This is a genomic window from Niabella agricola, from assembly GCF_021538615.1.
Classification (GTDB): Bacteria; Bacteroidota; Bacteroidia; order Chitinophagales; family Chitinophagaceae; genus Niabella; species Niabella agricola.
The window spans coordinates 1,402,720-1,419,964 of record NZ_JAJHIZ010000003.1 but is presented as its reverse complement, the minus strand read 5'-3'; the positions used below and the strand labels follow the sequence as shown (position 1 = coordinate 1,419,964).

At 48.8% G+C, this 17,245-nt stretch carries 11 protein-coding genes; 1 reads left to right on the top strand and 10 read right to left on the bottom strand.

Annotation, left to right across the window (positions count from 1 at the left end):
* Positions 1–5 precede the first annotated feature (5 nt).
* The 7 genes from LL912_RS11330 to LL912_RS11300 are packed head-to-tail and all read right to left on the bottom strand — an operon-like array spanning position 6 to position 11,631.
* Positions 6–2,129 carry a GDSL-type esterase/lipase family protein gene (locus LL912_RS11330; protein ID WP_235553683.1) on the bottom strand — a complete coding sequence of 708 codons (2,124 nt, stop codon included), beginning with the start codon at positions 2,127–2,129 and terminating at the stop codon, positions 6–8.
* A complete protein-coding gene (locus LL912_RS11325; RefSeq protein WP_235553682.1) occupies positions 2,123–3,340 on the bottom strand; it encodes a sialidase family protein in 1,218 nt (405 codons plus the stop codon). The genes LL912_RS11330 and LL912_RS11325 overlap by 7 nt, the downstream gene beginning before the upstream one ends.
* A gap of 12 nt (positions 3,341–3,352) precedes the next feature.
* Complete coding sequence (locus tag LL912_RS11320) at positions 3,353–4,594, bottom strand: MFS transporter (protein WP_235553681.1); 1,242 nt, start codon at positions 4,592–4,594, stop codon at positions 3,353–3,355.
* 3 nt (positions 4,595–4,597) lie between these two features.
* A complete protein-coding gene (locus LL912_RS11315; RefSeq protein ID WP_235553680.1) occupies positions 4,598–5,698 on the bottom strand; it encodes a kelch repeat-containing protein in 1,101 nt (366 codons plus the stop codon).
* 57 nt (positions 5,699–5,755) lie between these two features.
* Positions 5,756–6,685, bottom strand: coding sequence for a dihydrodipicolinate synthase family protein (locus LL912_RS11310; protein ID WP_235553679.1), 930 nt, complete (start codon positions 6,683–6,685; stop codon positions 5,756–5,758).
* Positions 6,686–6,743: 58 nt separating this feature from the next.
* Positions 6,744–8,330: a RagB/SusD family nutrient uptake outer membrane protein gene (locus LL912_RS11305; RefSeq protein WP_235553678.1), complete on the bottom strand. Its 1,587-nt coding sequence runs from the start codon at positions 8,328–8,330 to the stop codon at positions 6,744–6,746.
* A 19-nt stretch (positions 8,331–8,349) separates the two neighbouring features.
* The gene (locus LL912_RS11300; protein WP_235553677.1) at positions 8,350–11,631 is read right to left on the bottom strand and encodes a SusC/RagA family TonB-linked outer membrane protein; all 3,282 of its coding nucleotides are present in this window, start codon (positions 11,629–11,631) and stop codon (positions 8,350–8,352) included.
* Between the two features lie 132 nt (positions 11,632–11,763).
* Here LL912_RS11300 and LL912_RS11295 point away from each other — a divergent pair, with 132 nt between their 5' ends.
* Positions 11,764–12,468: a FadR/GntR family transcriptional regulator gene (locus LL912_RS11295; RefSeq protein WP_235553676.1), complete on the top strand. Its 705-nt coding sequence runs from the start codon at positions 11,764–11,766 to the stop codon at positions 12,466–12,468.
* 253 nt (positions 12,469–12,721) lie between these two features.
* Here LL912_RS11295 and LL912_RS11290 read toward each other — a convergent pair whose 3' ends face one another.
* From LL912_RS11290 to LL912_RS11280, 3 genes are read right to left on the bottom strand one after another with little or no spacing between them, the layout of a single operon-like run.
* Complete coding sequence (locus tag LL912_RS11290; protein ID WP_235553675.1) at positions 12,722–13,303, bottom strand: hypothetical protein; 582 nt, start codon at positions 13,301–13,303, stop codon at positions 12,722–12,724.
* Positions 13,304–13,328: 25 nt separating this feature from the next.
* Complete coding sequence (locus LL912_RS11285; RefSeq protein WP_235553674.1) at positions 13,329–16,028, bottom strand: GH116 family glycosyl hydrolase; 2,700 nt, start codon at positions 16,026–16,028, stop codon at positions 13,329–13,331.
* Between the two features lie 54 nt (positions 16,029–16,082).
* Positions 16,083–17,240 carry a DUF1735 domain-containing protein gene (locus LL912_RS11280; RefSeq protein ID WP_235553673.1) on the bottom strand — a complete coding sequence of 386 codons (1,158 nt, stop codon included), beginning with the start codon at positions 17,238–17,240 and terminating at the stop codon, positions 16,083–16,085.
* Positions 17,241–17,245 lie beyond the last annotated feature (5 nt).

Sequence of the window (17,245 nt, the reverse complement as noted above, 5' to 3'; positions counted from 1 at the left end):
AATTTTTATTTTAATGGTTTAATAAACGTGCTTGCAGGCAACCCATCCTTGTTTACCAGATTTGCGTTTGTGTAGGGTTCCCATCCATAGGCAATTTTTTTGACAGGAGTTGCTTTTGGGAGCCGGATTGTAACGGCATTGTTTTTTATCAATGCTGTTACTGGTATGAACAATCCTTTCGCCGTTACCAACTGGAAACCTCTTAACGGTTTGCCATCGGCTGTTTTTAGCCCTGCTGCGTAGTCAAAACATACCTGAACTTCGGTTCCGTTCGTTTTGATAAGGCGAACCATTGGTCCTGATGCGGTAACGTTTTTGTGATAGGTTTTATTTAAAGCAAGCCTTGCCAGTCGCAGTCCCACCGGAATTTTATTCCTGTAATGTACGTCTTCCGGATCTCCCAGGTCACTGGTTACAACCATTCCGGAGTTGCCGAGATCTGCTAATAATTTTCTTTGTGTATCCCTGAAATGATTCCAGGAGGGGCGGTTAATACCGGAAAGCTGTACATAATAGAAGGGGAGATGTTTGTTCCATTTTTTACGCCAGTCGGTTACAAAAACCGGGAATAGTTTTTGGTACAGCTCGGCATTTTCAGCATCGCTTTCTCCCTGGTACCAGATGATGCCTTTAATAGGAAAGGGCAGCAGTTTTGCAATTGCCGCCTCAAAATTGTATGCCGGCTCATAGGGATGCCGTTGAAATACGGAGGTCGCATTCTTTAAATTAACGTCCACGCGCGCTCTGCACCATTGCATCAGGTAATCCGATTGCCTCCAGTTTTTAAAGGCCGGAGCAAACAACGGGTTTGATTCGAGCGCATGCCGGCTTACCCAGGAAATCAGCGGGGAGCCTCCAACGGCCACTTCAATAAGCCCCACAGGCACCTGTTCTTTACTCATGATTTCAGTACCAAATGTGTAGCCTATGGCCGAAAATCCGGATGCCGCTGCTTTCGTGTTCGTGGCCCAGCTTCCCGAAAAGAAATCCAGGTTGTTTGCCCGCTTCAGTTCTTCAGGTGTCCATACGCGGTTGTCGGTTTCTGCAAGAGTGGTATAGTTAAATAGCCGTAAGGGACGTGCCGGGTTTGCTTGAGCTGAAATGCGATCGCCACCAGTGCTTTGCGATAGCGGGAAGTACATATTGGATTGCCCGGCGCAGAGCCATACATCTCCAATGAGGATGTTTTGTAACCGGATCGTTTTTTGTTCATTATGAATCTCCATTTCCTGAGGCGTGTGCATCCCTTTTGAAGCGGGAAAAAAAACCTGCCATTTACCATCATAGCCGGCGGCAACACAACGCCTCATATGCATGAATTTTATTGATACCGGGGTGCCGGCGTTGGCCAGGCCCCAGATCCTGATTGGTTCATCGCGCTGGAGTATCATGTTTTGAGTAAAGAGCGGTGGAAGTTGCAGTCCTCCAAAGTTTCCGGTCAGGTGTTGATAGACCGTTTTGGCAATCATGGCGGCACCGGATTCATTAGGGTGCAGGGTTGCGGCATCGGTAAAAAGATCGGGCCGGTTATGCAGGACTTTGTGCAGGTCAATGATGCGCAGGTTGTTGCTGATGGCAATATTTTGTATCTGTTCCTGCAGCTCCCAATACCAGGTAAAGGTGCTGGATAAAAAACGGCTGTGTCCGGTAAATATGGGCGTTAAGCTGCAGATATAGATCTTTACACCCGGGTTCTTTTTTTTGATGGTATCGATCAGCCGGTTGTAGTCGGGGGTGAATTCATCGCGGTAGCCGGGAAAGTCCCTGGGATCCGTATCGTTAAGTCCCAAATGGATCACCGCTATATCTGGCCCGAAATCCATCATGTTGGAGAAAGCCCTGGTTCTGAAATAGGGGTTATGTCCCTTGCTTAATACGGTGGCGCCGCTGTGTCCGAAGTTTTTTACGATATATGTGGCGCCCAGCAATTGCTGCAACTGTGAAGGATAGGCGGTAGTTTCCGGAGCGTTTAACCCCCATCCAAAAGTAACGGAGTTGCCGATACAGGCGACTCTGACCGGCCGCTCTTTTGCATCCGATGTACGGAAGAGCGTCAGCAAAAGCAGCGTTAACAGCAACCTGTTCGCGATGAAGGGATGACCTGGTTTTATTTTAACTGGGATTACCATTGAACAACAGTGAATAGGATTTCAGTATACTGATTTCGTTCATAGAGTACGCCAATTTTTTTGGCGCTTATTTTTACAATGTCTGAATAGCCGGTCACATCGCCTTTTTTTTCCTGGGAGCAGACCGGTATTTTTTTTGTCCAACTTTTTCCATCGTTTTTGCTGATGCGTAATGTGAGATGATTGCGCTGCAGGGTATCTGCATTGTTACAAAAAGCGAGGATGCTTTTGCCCCGGTTTTTGCCGATTGTGAGGAGCGAACCCTGGCATACGGGGTCCGGCAGGTTCCGGTCGAATTGCTCTTGCTGCCAGCTTACACCGCCATTGCCGCTGATTGCGGTGAAGCGCGCTTTGACGTGGCCCTGCTGATTCCGGAGATTCAGCATCAGCCTTCCTTTGCTGATTTCCGCCGCCATATTCTCATTTCCTCCTTCAAGATTTACATTGTTACTGATATGAAAGGTTTTTCCATGATCATCGGTGTAGAACCCGTGGGCACGGTAATCCTTAAAGCGGGGCAGGGGACTGCCGGCAGAATGATTGGCTGCGACATAAATGCGTCCTCTGTATGCACCATATATGAACTGCATTGCATGGCCCGGCGTGTTGGCATAGCTTCTCCAGTCTTCGGGGAAGTTGTATTGAGGGTTGATTTCTGGCTGTCTGGGCCGATGTGTTTGCAAAGTGATATTTACAGCGGAGCTCCAGGTAAGCCCTCCGTCGGCTGAAGTTTTGTACCAAACTTCCCTTAATCCATTGCCTTTACGCACTTCGCCCTCGTGGTTATTGCCGGTATTATAGAACAGAAAAATACGTCCTGCCGGATACATCGGGTCTGTCAAGTCCACGACCGGCGCGGGATTCCCGGCTTGCAGCAAACCTTCATCCACCACTACTTTTAACGGGCTCCAGCTGTTTCCGTTGTCATCGCTTGTTTTTAATACAATGTTAATATCACCGAAGTCCCCTGCGTTATGTACCCGGCCTTCTGCAAAAGCCAGCAGCTTGCCCGAAGGCAGCCGGATGATAGCCGGGATACGGTAGTTTTTATGCCCCTCCCGGCCGGCAATAAAAACCGGCACATCTTTTTGTGCATTTGCCTGCAGGGATGCAGTAAGCAGCAGTGTGCCGAGGAAGAAAGTAGCTGATCTTCGAAAAAGCCTTACGAGGCCGGTCCATGTTAATGTCCTGTATTGTAACGTTGATTTCATATGATACTTTTTTTATACTGCGTTTTGTACCCGGGGTTTTAAGATGCATAACTGCAGGAATATGGCAACAAGGACGATGCCGCCAAGTGCGGCGAACCCGGATCCGAGCGCCCCTTTATCAGTAAACCGGCCTAATAACTGGGTTACGGCTGCTCCCGCAAACACGCCGGTCATGTTCATAAACCCATAGGCCGTAGCCCGGAGTTTTGAGGGTACGAACTGGCACAGGATCGGCATATTGTTGGCATCAAATATTCCAAAACCAAGCCCAAAGCAAACGGCGGCTCCGATGACCGTTGGCAGGCTATGGCCGATGCCTAAAAGCAACAGGGCCGGTACGGTAAGACCCAGTCCGATTGCACTGGTAAAAACACGTCCTTTAAGATGGTGTTGCACCCACTGGTCTGAAAGCATGCCTCCTAAAATGACACCGGTAAATGAAGCAACCGCAATGGTGATGGTCGACATCGGGCCTGCCTGTGCCATGGGGATTTGAAGCGCTTCTGCAAATAAGGTGGGTAACCAGTTTTTAGTGGCCCACCCGGGAAGGCTGGGCGCTGCAAAGTAAAACAGGATTACCCAAAAGGCTAAATTGGAGAAAAGCGCTGCAAGGCCTTTGGTTAATGGCAGCGTTTCCGGCCGGGTATTGCTCCGTGCCGTTTTTATATCTTTTAAAAACACCATCAGTACAAAGGCATAGGCAATGCCGATCATGCCAAACCAGTGAAAGGCGGTGTGCCAGGAATATGCCGCGGCAACCGTTGCGCCGAATCCTCCCAGCGCCTGGCCGGCATATAGTCCGGTCATATGAACGCCGATGGCCAGCGACCGCGTTTTGCCGGTATGGTAATCTGCGATCATTGCCAGGCCGGCAGGCAGGTACAATGCTTCGCTAAGGCCCATAAAGGCCCGTAGCCAAAGCAGCTGGTTAAAACTGGTGGCAACGCCCATACCATAAGTAACGGCAGACCATACCAGCAGGCTGCCAACAATCAGCCATTTACGGCTGATGCGATCAGCAATGACGCCTGCCACCGGGCTGGCAAAGCCATAGATGTACAGAAAGATCGCCATCAGAAAGCCAAAGCTTTTGGCGGATTCAAGCTCCTGTATGTCGCCCTGCATCGATTCCCGCATGGTACTGAGCATTTGCCGGTCCATATAGTTGAGCAGTGCTACAACCCATAATAGTGCCACCACCACCCAGGCGTAGGTGGCGGATTGTTTTTTGTTAATTGTTGTATCTGTTGTCATATTTTACCGGATCGTTGCTTCAAGTATGGCCGGGCTGCGTACACCCGCTTTTATTTCCCCGGATGGAATCCATATCCTGCTGCCGTCTTTTACCGCCGTTGTTGTTACCGGAACATTGAAGGGAATCCTCCCGCTTGTTGCCCACAAGTCGTTATTAATGTCGTAAAGCAATAATTCGTTGCTAAAGCCGGGGTGGGTTATTTGCACCTGATTTTTTTGCCGGATCAGGGCTTGCTTTCTAACAGTGTCGTGTTCTTTGTTAATTGCACTGATCAATAGCTCGGCTTTATGAAATGTTGTTCCCCGGTCTCCTCCAAAAAGGGCGATATACCTGTTTTCAATTATAGTGCCGGTTCCGGCGCTCAATGCATAGGGCAGGTTTTGTTTTGCCGTCCAGTGATTGGTGGCAATATCATATTCAAAAAGATGGTTGTACAGTTCGCTGATACCGGTTTGTGTTTTTTTCCGGCCACCTGCCAGGAATATTTTTCCCTCTTTTCCGATGGATACCAATACCGCATGCGATACCGGTTTCGGAATATCGGGTAGTGACTGCCAGCCTTTGAGCGTGTCTTTTAAATCCAGTTTGAAAAAACGGGAAGACACCGCGGTTCTGGTCTCTCCACCAGCGACGTAAATATTGTTTCCGATTGCCGTAGCGGCAGCATTGGTAAGCGCCAGGGGCAGTGAGGGAAGGAAACTAAACACCGGCACGCCTTTCTCCAGCCGGATATGCAGCACCAGATTTGACGGTCCATTATCGGCTTCACCACCCGCACATATGATGCCTTCGGACGTGCTGCAGTTTGCGCTGTAGGCGACCTTATACGGAAGGCTATACGCGCTGAAAAAAGGAGATGTCCCGTTAATACTTGTGACATAAGCTTCGCTATAATACTGTTTTTTACCGCCTTCCCAGGGCATTCCATTTGGAAAATTGGCGCCACCCCCAATGAATAGCATATTGCCCTGAATGCCCGTAACCGGACCGGCATAGCCAAGGGAAGCCAGGCCTCCTGAAGAAGGCAGTACACCAAACTGCTTCCATTGAAATGCGGGTTTACTTTCATGCCGGGGATGACAGGCTATCAATTGCATCATCATTAGAAATAGTAAATGATATAGATGTGAAATGTTTTTGAACATATTACGCGAATCATTTTAAGCCGGGTGCCGGGAGCGGAAATTTTCAAAACCAATGGCTGCAGCTTCCTGTTTAAAGCTTTCGAAAGCCGCGTCGTTCATATTAGACACTGGTAGCCGGAACCGGCCGCAATCAACGCCTGCCAGTTTCATAAAGGCTTTTCCGGTAGCAATGCCTCCGTATTTGCCCAACAACCGGATCATCTCGATGGAAAGATACTGCAGGTCTCTTGCTTTTTCCAATGCGCCGGTTTTAAACGCATCGATAAGTTGATGATACAACGGCGCTGCGTAGTTATAAGTACTGCCTACCGCGCCAAAGCTTCCCAATGCCAGTGCAGACAGCATATTTTCATCACGCCCCCAAAGCATATCGTACCTGCCATGATCCAGGTACATGCAGGAAAGAAAGTCCATAAAGTCCTCATGTGTATACTTGATACCGGCAAAATTTGGAATGGACCCGTCTACCGCTTTTAGCAAGTCGTACATGCTGATATTGCAGCCGGTTAACACCGGAATATGATAATAATAGAAGGCCGTTTGAGGAGCCGCCGCGGCAACGATCCGGCAACACTCGGCAAGCGCCTGTGGCGAATGGGGTTTAAAATAATAGGGAGCGGTAAAAGAAACAGCATATAATCCCGAACGGGCAGTATGTGCTGCCATTTCAATACAATCCTGCATTGATGTGCCGCCTACCAGATTGATGACTTTAAAGGTTGCATCGTCACGGGTAGCTTCGGCCCAGGCTTCGGCCACCATTTTTTTCTCCTCCCTCGTCTGGGAAGCGCCCTCACCGGTGGAACCATTGATAAAGGCGCCGATGATATGGTTATGTTTTAAGAAGCGGTAATATTCCGGTATTATTTTCAGATTAAGACTTCCGTCTTTTTTCATGGGCGTAAATGGAGCCGCGATTAAGCCTTCTAAGCGTTTAAAATTCATGTGTAATGGATCTTTGGTGAAACAAGGTAAAGAACGATCCGGGGATGGCCCGGCTCGCTTATGTACCCGGATACCCCGGGTTTTGTTCAATGGTCGGATCTTGTGCCATTGTAGACCGGTCAATAGGCCAGAGCAGCTTATAGGCCTCTGTGGCTTTGTCCAGTACTCCGGTCAGCGGCAAATCCTTTCGGAAGGCCAGCGGGTCGCCGTTGGCGCTTTGCATCCGGCGCAGATCATACCACCTTGAGCCTTCCGCGGTTAATTCTTTTCCACGTTCGTCAAAAATGGCCAGCTCATTTTGTTCAAAACTGCCATTGGTATACACGGGCGCTGCATTTATTCCGTAGCCCCGCTGGCGTACGGCATTGATTTCGACAGACGGGTCCTGTCCCTGTTTGTTTTTAATTTCAGCAAGGATGAGCATCGCATCCGCCCAGCGGTAGATGGGATAGTCATCGGCAAAGGAGCGGTTTGTGCCATCCATTGTGCCCAGGAACTTGCGCAGGTTGACAAACTTATTATTTGCGACCGGGTTTTTATAAAAATCAAAAAAAGTACTTCTTGCACGCATGTCGGAAGCAGTATCGTATTTTGCAAAAAGATCATACCTGTATTCATACCGGATGATCGCGCCGCCACCGGCTATTTTTAGCGGATCCGAGGCGGATGCACCAGCCTGATCCGATGTAAGCGGCTGACCGCCTGCAGTTACAAAACTGGCCATGGGATCAGTTTGGGCATATATAAACTGGCCAAAGGAGTTGGTGGCTTCACCTACCTGATACCGCAGGGCAAAGATAATCTCATTATTGCCCTTATTGCTGTATTTGAATACATCTGCAAAATTATTTTGTTTTGAGCACCTGGTCAGGGCGTCTTCAACCGCGGCCCGTGCTGTGGTTAAATCAGCTGTTGTGTTGGCCGGGTTGGCTCCATCTGTTTTAACCTTGGCTGACCACAGGTAGACTTCAGCTTTTAGCATCTGTGTAGCGGCCAGCGACCATTGTGCTTTTTGAAACCTGATGGTGTAATCGCCATTGAAGTTGGTAACCGATTTGTCAATATCCGACTTGATAAAATCCAGGGTTTCTTTCTCTGTAGCTGAACGGGCCAGGTAAGCGTCGGCAGCAGAAGCAGGCGCATTGATCATGACTTTGGGTTCTGTTGCCAGGGGCACTCTTCCATAAGTACGGAACAGGTGGAAATAGTAGAAAGCCCGGATGCCATATGCCTGACCGAGGTAATATTTTTTATCGGTATCTGATAAGTATGTTGCGCTTTCTACCTGGTAAATAAACAAATTTACCTGGAAAATGGCACCGTACAAGCCGCCCCAGTTGCTGATACCGGGGGCCGACTCCCGGATATCCTGCCGGATAACCTGAACGGAGTTTAAGGATGAGGTTCCCGTGGCGCCGGTTCCATCTTTGAAATGGCCGCCACGCAGTTCACTAAGGGTAAAAAAAGTAAACTGGTTCCCCCTGAGCTGGCTGTGTATGCCTATCATGGCACCATCGACCTGTGCGGTTGTTTTCCAGAAATTGCCGCTTGCATAAAAGTCTTCCGGACCCAGGTCCAGTTTGTTGCAGGCATTAAAGGTGCTGATCCATATAAACAGCATTAGTACGTTAAATATCTTTTTCATTGCGTTGTTGTTGAAGTAATTAAAATGTCAGTTGTGCCCCTAAAATAAATACGCGCGGTAATGGATATCCACCGCTGCCTGCTGCAGTGTTGGGAATACTTCCTGATTCCGGAGAATACGTCGTTGATTTACTCAGGTATCCCAGGTTCTGAACGGTTAATGAAAAATTAACAGCCTGTCCTTTGATGGAATGTACCCAGTTAACCGGGAGGGCATAGGCAATGTTTAATTCGCGGAAAGCCAGGTAATCGCCTTTATGATAAAACATACTGGACTCCCTGAGCACGTTGTTTTTGAACAATTGATCTGCCCAGTAATACGTGGGGTATTTGGCATTTACATTTTCCGGAGTCCAGGTATCGTATACATCCGTAATGGTGTTAAACGTACCCTGGGCATTGCCCATAAACCATGCCCTGGGACCATCATAATTTACAAAGCCCAATGCATAATCAAACCGTGCACTCAGCGACAGGTTCTTCCACCGTGCAAAGGCGCTGAAGCCACCCGTCCAGCGGGGAACCGTTCTGCCCATATATACCCGGTCGCGGTAGTCAATCGTATCATTTCTGTCGATATCGCGCCATTGAACGTCCCCAAGCGCTATCGGGTAATATTTGCCCTGGTCTGCTGCTGAAAGGGCATTGTATTTGCCTGTTCCCAATAATACCTTTGCGCCGTTCAGGTCAACCCTGTTTCCGTCGGCTTCTAATTGGGCCTGGTTTCTGTACAGATCGGATACCTCGTAGGCGTATGCTATATTCGGATCCTGCCCTTCCTGGAGCCCACCCACCCAGATCAGTTTCCCGGATTGGGGATCATATACCTGAAACCCTCCCTGCCGGTTATTTTCCAATCCGTTATCAGGAAGTTTGAGAATCTTGTTTGCATTATAGGCAACGTTTGCAGAGAGATCCACCTGCCAGTCATTGCTCCTTACGGCCCGGTAATTTACTGCAACTTCAACGCCCTTATTCTGCATACTACCGTTATTGGTAGTTAACGATGTCACTCCGGAGGTGGCCGGTAGTGAGAACGACGAAATTTTGTCGCTGGTTTTTCTGTTGTAATACGAAGCGATAATATCCACCTTATTTAGAAGTGTGGCCTCAACGCCATATTCATAGGTGGACGACCGTTCCCATAACAGATCAGGAAAGGGAGGAGAAGCGAACAGGTAACCGGCGGCAGAGTTGTACCGCGTAGTGTTGTATCCACCCTGCAGGCCATAGGCGCTGATGTCGCTAACATTCCCGTTTTGTCCCCAGCTTGCTTTAAGTTTCAGATTGTTTATTACACCGGAGTGAAAGAACTTTTCTTTATGTACATTCCAGCCGGCCGAAATGCCTGGAAAAGTACCCCACCGGTTATTGATCAATTTAGAATAGCCATCCCTTCGTACCGAAAGCGTAAGTAAATATCGGGAATCGTAGTCATAGTTAACCCGGCCAAGAAATGACAAAATACGTTGCCGGGTGTGAGAGGAACTAACCGAAGGCTGTACATCTTTATCTCTTTTAACATATTGCAATGCCATGAAGTCATCGGATGCTGCCTGCGAACCGGAGGCTGCTAAACCCGTGGAATAGATGTCGTAATACTCAGACCCGGCCATAACGTCTATATTATGCTTATTTCCGAGTTTCGTATAATAGTTCAAAACGCCGTTGTAAGTCTGGCTCAGATCCCTGCCAAAGGATGCAGAGGAGTTTCTCGTCCGGTTATAGTTGCCGGGGCTTTGAAGATAATCTTTATTAAAGCTCTCATAATATCCCTCGTTGTAAAAGAAATTGCCGGAAGCTGTCAGCGACAGATTGGTCAGGAAATCAATCTTGACACTTTGGATCATGGTGAATTTATCGGTGTTATTACGGCGGATAAATTTGTCATCATTGACCGCCGGATTCCCATCGCCAAAATCCCGGCCCACCAGCAGATCCCCGTTTTCATTCCAGCCACGCATCGTGGGCGGAGCGCCCAGCGAGCGGGAAAGATAGTTGCCTTCGGAGTTGGTGACCGGGTCGCGCCACTTGGCATCTGCAAAGTTCAGGCTGGATGTAGCGGATAGCCACGGCTTAATCTTATACTTGCTGTTAAAGAGAAAGGTAAATCTTTTATAAAATGTGTGAATCGGCAACCCCTGCTCGTTGTATGAACCAATGCTTGCATAGTACTGTCCTTTTTCATTTCCTCCAGACATGGAAACATTATAGTCCTGCGTTAAGGACCGGGGTCGTAACGCATATTTTTGATAATTAAAATCGTAGAAAATCAACGTATCTTTTCCGTTTACCGGATCCATCATGGTCTGCCAGCCGTCGTTCAATTTGTGGCGGTTGGTGTTATCCAGGATCATGGTGCTCCAAACGCCCAGAGTGTTCATATTTCCATCTATCACATTATTGTTGGCATCTAGAAATTTATTGCCCGTGCCAAAAGGCCCTGAGTTTGTGAGTTGTGATAGCCGGGAGGCGTCATAAGAACCGGAGGTTTTTACTGCCAGCCTGGACCAATACAAATAATCTTTTGCATTTAAATAGGTGAAGGGCAGGTTCAATTTATTGATGCCCACTTTTGCATTTACAGTGATGCTGGATTGACCCGATTTGCCTTGTTTTGTAGTAATCAGGATCACTCCGTTGTTCGCCCGGGCTCCGTAAATAGCGGTGGCTGATGCATCTTTCAACACCTCGATGGACGCAATATCGTCCTGGTTAATTTCACTGAAGCCCGACCGGAGAAAGCCGTCCACGACGACCAGCGGCGAACCCGATCCGTTATAGTTGGTTCCGCCCCGGAGCACAATATTCGGTACTGCGCCCGGACGTCCGGAAGTCTGCTGCACACGTAATCCGGGGATGGTGCCCGCCAGTGCCGATGCAGGATTGGACCGGACTCCTGTTTCCAGCACCCGTGGATCCAGCTTGCTTACCGACCCGGTGATCTTGGATTTCTTTTGGGTGCCGTAACCGACAACGACCACGTCATCCAGGCTGGAGGTGGCAGCAACAAGCGGTATTGTCATGTCCGTTGCTTTGGTTACCGTTATTTCCTTTGTTGAATAGCCGGTATAGGAAATTAGAAGCACATCGCCCGCGCCGGCATTAATGGAGAAGGCGCCTTCGTTACCTGCAATAGCCGTAGTGGTTTTCCCTTTAATGGTAATGGTTGCGCCGGCTAAGGCGGCTCCGGTGGCTTCATCGCGGATCACACCGGTAATCGTTTTGACCTGGGAAAATCCCGGCAGCGCAAATAAAACAGCCAGAATCAGCAAGCATCCTTTAGAGCAGAGTTTCTGCATAATCGACAATTTATCGTTTTAGTATTATGTATAACATAATAAAGGTAAGGGCAATTTTTGAATCGCCAAATTTTTTTAATTTTTATCCGGTTCTGCGCTTATTTAATTTACTTTACGTCATTATTGAATAACATGGAACGAATATTTACCGCAATCGAAAACAGGAGCCTTGTAGACAAGGTAGAAGCCAGTCTGATAGAATTATTGCATCAACGCAAATTGAAGGTGGGCGACAGCATCCCTACTGAATTGGAACTGTCTACTGCATTGGGGGTTAGCCGAACGGTTATAAGAGAAGCGCTAATGCGGCTCCGTTTAATGGGTCTGATTGAAAGCCGGAAGAAAAAAGGAGCAGTGATTACCAATCCGGATATTTTTGGTACGCTGGCAAAAAGTATGAATCCCTATATTCTGAGCAATGATACATTAAAGGAGATCTTTGAAATAAGGCTGGTGCTTGAAATTGGGATGGCAGACCTGCTATTCAGGTACCTTACGGAGGATGATATAAAGGAATTAAAACAGATTGTAAAAAATGAACCGGCCGCTACCCGAAATCATATGTTTGAGGCTTCCTATGAAATCGCATTTCACGGGAAATTATACCAGATCAGCCGGAATGAAACATTGATGAAGTTTCAGAAATTGCTGTTGCCGATATTCGACTATGTTGAAAAAAGCTCTCTGTTTGCCCCGGTTTTGAATCCAAAAAAATTTGTTTCCCATAAACAGCTGATCAGTATTCTTGAAAAAGGAACACCCGAAGAATTTCGGAATGGCATGCGCAACCATCTGGAAAATCATTTCATTCGGCTGAATCTTGCAACAGCCAGGTGAACGCTGCCCGCATTATATGGCTGCTTTATAACAACTCCTGAATTTCCCGGCCGACACCGGTTTAGCCGGCCGGCTTTTAGTATGGGCCCGGATACGTTTTTTTGAATAGCTTTTGAGTACAATTTTAAATTACCAAGCCTCCGATTGAATATAGCATTTGGCGCACCCGCTCCTAAAGAAGCAGAAATAGTGCGCTAAATGACCGTTCGCATTTTAAGCATCTTACTTCCATATGGTTTTTATCAGCATCCGTCTAGGGTTGCTTGTTTTCCATATTAGCACGCAGTTCTTTTTCGCGATCTGCATCCCAATAGGCGCAGTCCAACTGAAGAAACACTGATGAATAGGGGATGGTTTCTGTGGTTTTCAGTACTAATATTTTAAACAGCCGTGAGGCATCATCCATCTTTTTAAAAATGGAGTCATGCAAAATGGTTTGCACCAGCCCGTTCCCGAAAAGGGCGCCGGATGCCTGCAGGAATCTTGTTACTCCAGATGCCTGGTTCTCGGTAATGAATTGCAGCTCACGGTCGCGGTAAATAATGGGCCGCACGTGGGCAGACGCATTTACCTGCTGTAGTACCTGTTGCAATACCGGCAATAACTTTTCGTTGGTCTGGATTACTTCTATGCCGCCGGCGTTCAGCTGAGGATAGGCCTGGTCGGCAATGATGATCCAGTTGCGATGGCCCAGCAGAGGAAGGCTTGCCTTCAGTTGCTGTCGCCAGCCGGAAACTGCCTTGTGCGGGCCCGCCGCCGGTGCTTCGGGTTGCCGGCAGGCCACAAAACAAAATGTGATCGCTATCACTGCAGCGGGAGTTCGAAATCGTTTCATTACTGTTGCTTTTATTTCCGGGGTTTTAAGTAATGCTGATGATCAGCGATTGCCCGGAGGCAATAGTGGCTGTATCTTGCAGTTCGATGATTACGTCGGTTTTGTTTCTGCTTAGTTTCGCAGGAATGTTTTTATTGCCTGCAGTTACTGCCACGGTTTTTCCGGTTGTATTTGCAAAAGACAGGGTGCGCAGGACGATCTTCCCATAGCTAACCGTTATGGTATGTATGCATTTTTCCCCTTTTGCAGATTGCTCATAACGACCCCAGCCTTCTGCAGCGGTAAAGGGTGCCTTGAAGTTTGCAGCATTCCACTTGGGTGCAAACCGGATATAGCCATGTGGCCCGTGGTACTCGAAACCGCAAGCGGTAATGAATGTGCCATAGCTGGCCATGGCCCGGGCGTAATGATCGCTGCATTCAATTTCATTAAAAGGATTTCTTTTGGCTGCATGGTAGCGGTCGTGAATAGCCCGGGTAAGCACCAGCGCCTCGTCCGTCATTCCCTCTGCCATCATATGACTGGCCACCTGGTGCTCAAAGCCGCTCATGCACTCATGAAAATAACCCAGTTGCCAGGTAACATTGTCGCCGTAGGGTCGCGGTTCGTTTTTGGGGTTGGTATTCATGATCATGCCGCCCTCGCCCGCCAGGGCATAGGGGCGGCCACCTGTATGCGTTTGGATATAGGGTCCCACATCCGGGGCGAAATTATATTTCCAGAGCGCCCGGAGGGCCGACAGCGTTTTGTGCTGATCCCAAAGTCTTCCCAATCCTGCCTGAAAGGCCCAGCTTTGCCCGTAGACCTGGTCGATATGGCAGGTATTATAGGAGCCCAGTTTTTTTCTTCCCTGTACGGGATCCGGCCGGTGTATGAAATATTCGCCGTTAAATAAATGCTGTTCCATATTGCGGCAGCCCTTTTGCACATAATCGCTGCAGAGGGCTGCAAAGGCCTGGTCATTCATTTCTTCGGCCATCCGCTGTGCGGCTTTCGCGGCTGCAATACAGAGGCCGGCGATCCAGGCGATTTCTCCTTCCCACACGGCATCCAGGGTGTTTTCCATAGGCGTATCCGTAAGGCCATCACCGTTTTTATCCTGCGCCAGCATAAAGCGGGTGGCCTTCCTGATCTGCTCCCAATTGTTTTTTAAGAAGCTGTCATCCTTGCTCATTTGGTGTTCACGATAGATACGCAGAATAGTGCCTGCCTGCCCGTCGATAGCCGGCCGGCCTTCATATTCTGCCCGGAAAATAATGCCGCCGTCGGCGCTCATAGCAATGCCAAGGTCGGTACGTTGCCGTGCGTCTCTTTCCAATTCCGGAAACAGCCGGCCCATGGCCTGCGCATATTGCCACACATGGGTACATGTGCCCTCGCAGGCGTTAACGCCTTCCCAGGCCCAGAAACGGCCATTGGCAAAACGATAGGTATTGGCCGTGGCCAGCGTGCCGGTATTCAAAAGTGTTCTTTCCAGGAACCACCAGGGCAGGGTGGAGTCATACCAGGTCTGGTGCCATAAAAGGGTTTGAGAATGGAGTTGTTTAAAATGTGCCGCAACATAAGCGCTCACTTCGGCGGCATTTTTATATTTTGCGCCAAAATAATAGCCATTGCCGCTGCTTACCTCTTTTAGCTTGTTAAGCTTTTGGAGGGGATGATTAAAATGCCAGCTGATCACAAAATTCAGTTCCGCTGTTTTACCGGGTTCAATTGCGCTCAATGTGGTAATGCTGCCTACCAGTTTTTCTGTTGCGTCGCCTGTGGATGGACGTTCATTTGTTTTTGCAAACAATGCGGTTGTAAGTGTCCAGGGATGGGCATTGGTATTGGCGGTGGCATCCGTACCAATATAAGTGAGGCAGGTGCTGCCCGCATCGCGCCGGCGGCGGACGTCTTCCTGTTCTGCCTTAAATACCGAATAGATGCTGACCGATCTTTCGTCCCTGATCACCGTGTTTTCTTTCCTGCCTTCCCCGTCTTTGGCGGTTATTTTTTGGGCGCCATTCTCCAGCCATCCCGTAACGTAGGCCTGCAGGCGCTGATGGGTGTTGTTTTTAAGCTGTATGGAATAGATGGTGCAGGGCAGCGATGAGTTTTCCGCATCCAGCGGGATAAAAATGCCCCCCGCTTTTACAACGACGGCTAACGGAAAGCCGGGATCGCTGTAGTGAATGGTAGCTACCGGATAGGTAGCTTCAAACCGGATCTCCTCCCAGTCGCCTTCCTTTAGTTCCTTGATCAGTGTGTCCTTGCCCGTTTTAACCATTACGGCAAAGCCTTGTGCCAGCACGCGTTTATTATCGGCAATGGTTGGTTCCACATAGTTGGCTCCATCGCGGTTGCGCACAGGTACTTCCCTGGTGCCGTCATTCCAGAGGACGGTCTTGGGATCCACGCCTTCGCGGTCATCATTATAAATGCCCCATAACCACAAACGCCCGTCGCCACCCAGGTAAACCGTTCCCGCATGCAGGCCGCCGGCGGGCATGCCGATGTATTTTAATTCGTTCCTGCTTTTGTAGTAGGTGCCCGGCCGGCCTCTCTCATAGAGGGACCGTACCCATTTCGGGTCGAGATTTTTTTCTGCAGGAATATTATGAAGCGGCGTGGCGGGAGCGAGCGGTCGCTTTGCCCACGAAAAGGGGGTGAGCAGCAGGAAGCCGGAACCAGCTAATCCCGTTTGTTTTATAAATTGCCGGCGCGATGAATGGCGAAGGGTCATATTTTTTGTGCGTTTAAACCGTTTGTAAGATCGGAATAAATTTTAAACAATGCTTTATAAGGGCAGCCAGTATTTGTATCCTCTGGCCCGTACCTGCTCCCAGCTTTGCGGGGAGGCCCAGTAGGCAGAAGGCTGCAGGGTAAAGTCGGGGCTAACGAAAGTAAGCACATCCGTATAGTCGTTCCCTATCACATTTTTATAGTGGATCGTGAGTTGTTTCAACCGGGGGTCGTAAAAATTGTCATAGCTCGATTTCTGCTCGGTAGCGTATTGAAACGTATAATAGGGGAAGTCGTTGTTCCCCGGCAGGATCGGGTCCAGCTGGTAAAGGCCAAAGTCCTTATCGAGCAGGGTTAGTTTGTTATACATCCAGCCAACACTGTGAAATCCATAATAATCAAAACTCCAGGCGGCGGTGCCCCAGATCATATACTTGTCATTCAGCGCAGGGTTGTCGGCTGTATCCAATGGCGTAATATACTTATGCGTGCGCAGAATGCCATCATTGCTGTTTTCTGATGCATTCCCGGCCACCATTACCGAATAATAAGTGCCCCTGGGTAGTTTGGGTATAGGGAAGCCCTGCCAGTTCACCACAATGCCGGTATCTACCAATAGCCCGGCAATAAGGAATGAAGTGAATTGCCTGCTCAGCGGCACTTTGTCTGCACGCAATATTTTCAGCGGAAACGCGAAGCTGTCATATTTTGCAACACTGTCCCTTTTAAGCGGCACGCTGAAAATAAGGGAGGAAGACGAAGTCCCTTTGGGAATATTCACCACGAACCCCTGCTCCTGGTTATTGTAAGGGATATTGGTGGTATAGAGGGAAGGCCCGGGGATATACTTACCTGTATTTTTCAGGATATTGTAATCTGTAAGTTCGCTTGAATCAAAGCCTACCACGATCTTCATGTCTTCGGCAGCGGGCAGGGATCCGCCTATTCCTACTTTGAACTTTACCTGGGCCACAAATGTGCCCTTCGCCCTGATGGTGTCCGAATTGTACTGGAGGTCTTTGTATTTGATGGTGTCAACGAACGAGTGCGCCGGCAGGTTGCTGATGTCCCTTTCGGTGGCGGAGGTGGATTCGGACGCAATAATGTAGGCTTCCTGCTTGTAAAACTCCTTGCCCTTATAATCCTGTTTAGCGCAACCGGTGATTAGTTGCATGCCCATTGCGAAGGCGGCTATATATTGAATGCGATTCATATTAA

Bases quoted from the DNA above. Each gene is read 5' to 3' on its own strand.
- LL912_RS11290 (WP_235553675.1), bottom strand. From the start codon at position 13,303: ATGAAACGATTTCGAACTCCCGCTGCAGTGATAGCGATCACATTTTGT.
- LL912_RS11330 (WP_235553683.1), bottom strand. From the start codon at position 2,129: ATGGTAATCCCAGTTAAAATAAAACCAGGTCATCCCTTCATCGCGAAC.
- LL912_RS11300 (WP_235553677.1), bottom strand. From the start codon at position 11,631: ATGCAGAAACTCTGCTCTAAAGGATGCTTGCTGATTCTGGCTGTTTTA.
- LL912_RS11295 (WP_235553676.1), top strand. From the start codon at position 11,764: ATGGAACGAATATTTACCGCAATCGAAAACAGGAGCCTTGTAGACAAG.
- LL912_RS11320 (WP_235553681.1), bottom strand. From the start codon at position 4,594: ATGACAACAGATACAACAATTAACAAAAAACAATCCGCCACCTACGCC.
- LL912_RS11285 (WP_235553674.1), bottom strand. From the start codon at position 16,028: ATGACCCTTCGCCATTCATCGCGCCGGCAATTTATAAAACAAACGGGA.
- LL912_RS11325 (WP_235553682.1), bottom strand. From the start codon at position 3,340: ATGAAATCAACGTTACAATACAGGACATTAACATGGACCGGCCTCGTA.
- LL912_RS11315 (WP_235553680.1), bottom strand. From the start codon at position 5,698: ATGATGATGCAATTGATAGCCTGTCATCCCCGGCATGAAAGTAAACCC.
- LL912_RS11305 (WP_235553678.1), bottom strand. From the start codon at position 8,330: ATGAAAAAGATATTTAACGTACTAATGCTGTTTATATGGATCAGCACC.
- LL912_RS11280 (WP_235553673.1), bottom strand. From the start codon at position 17,240: ATGAATCGCATTCAATATATAGCCGCCTTCGCAATGGGCATGCAACTA.
- LL912_RS11310 (WP_235553679.1), bottom strand. From the start codon at position 6,685: ATGAATTTTAAACGCTTAGAAGGCTTAATCGCGGCTCCATTTACGCCC.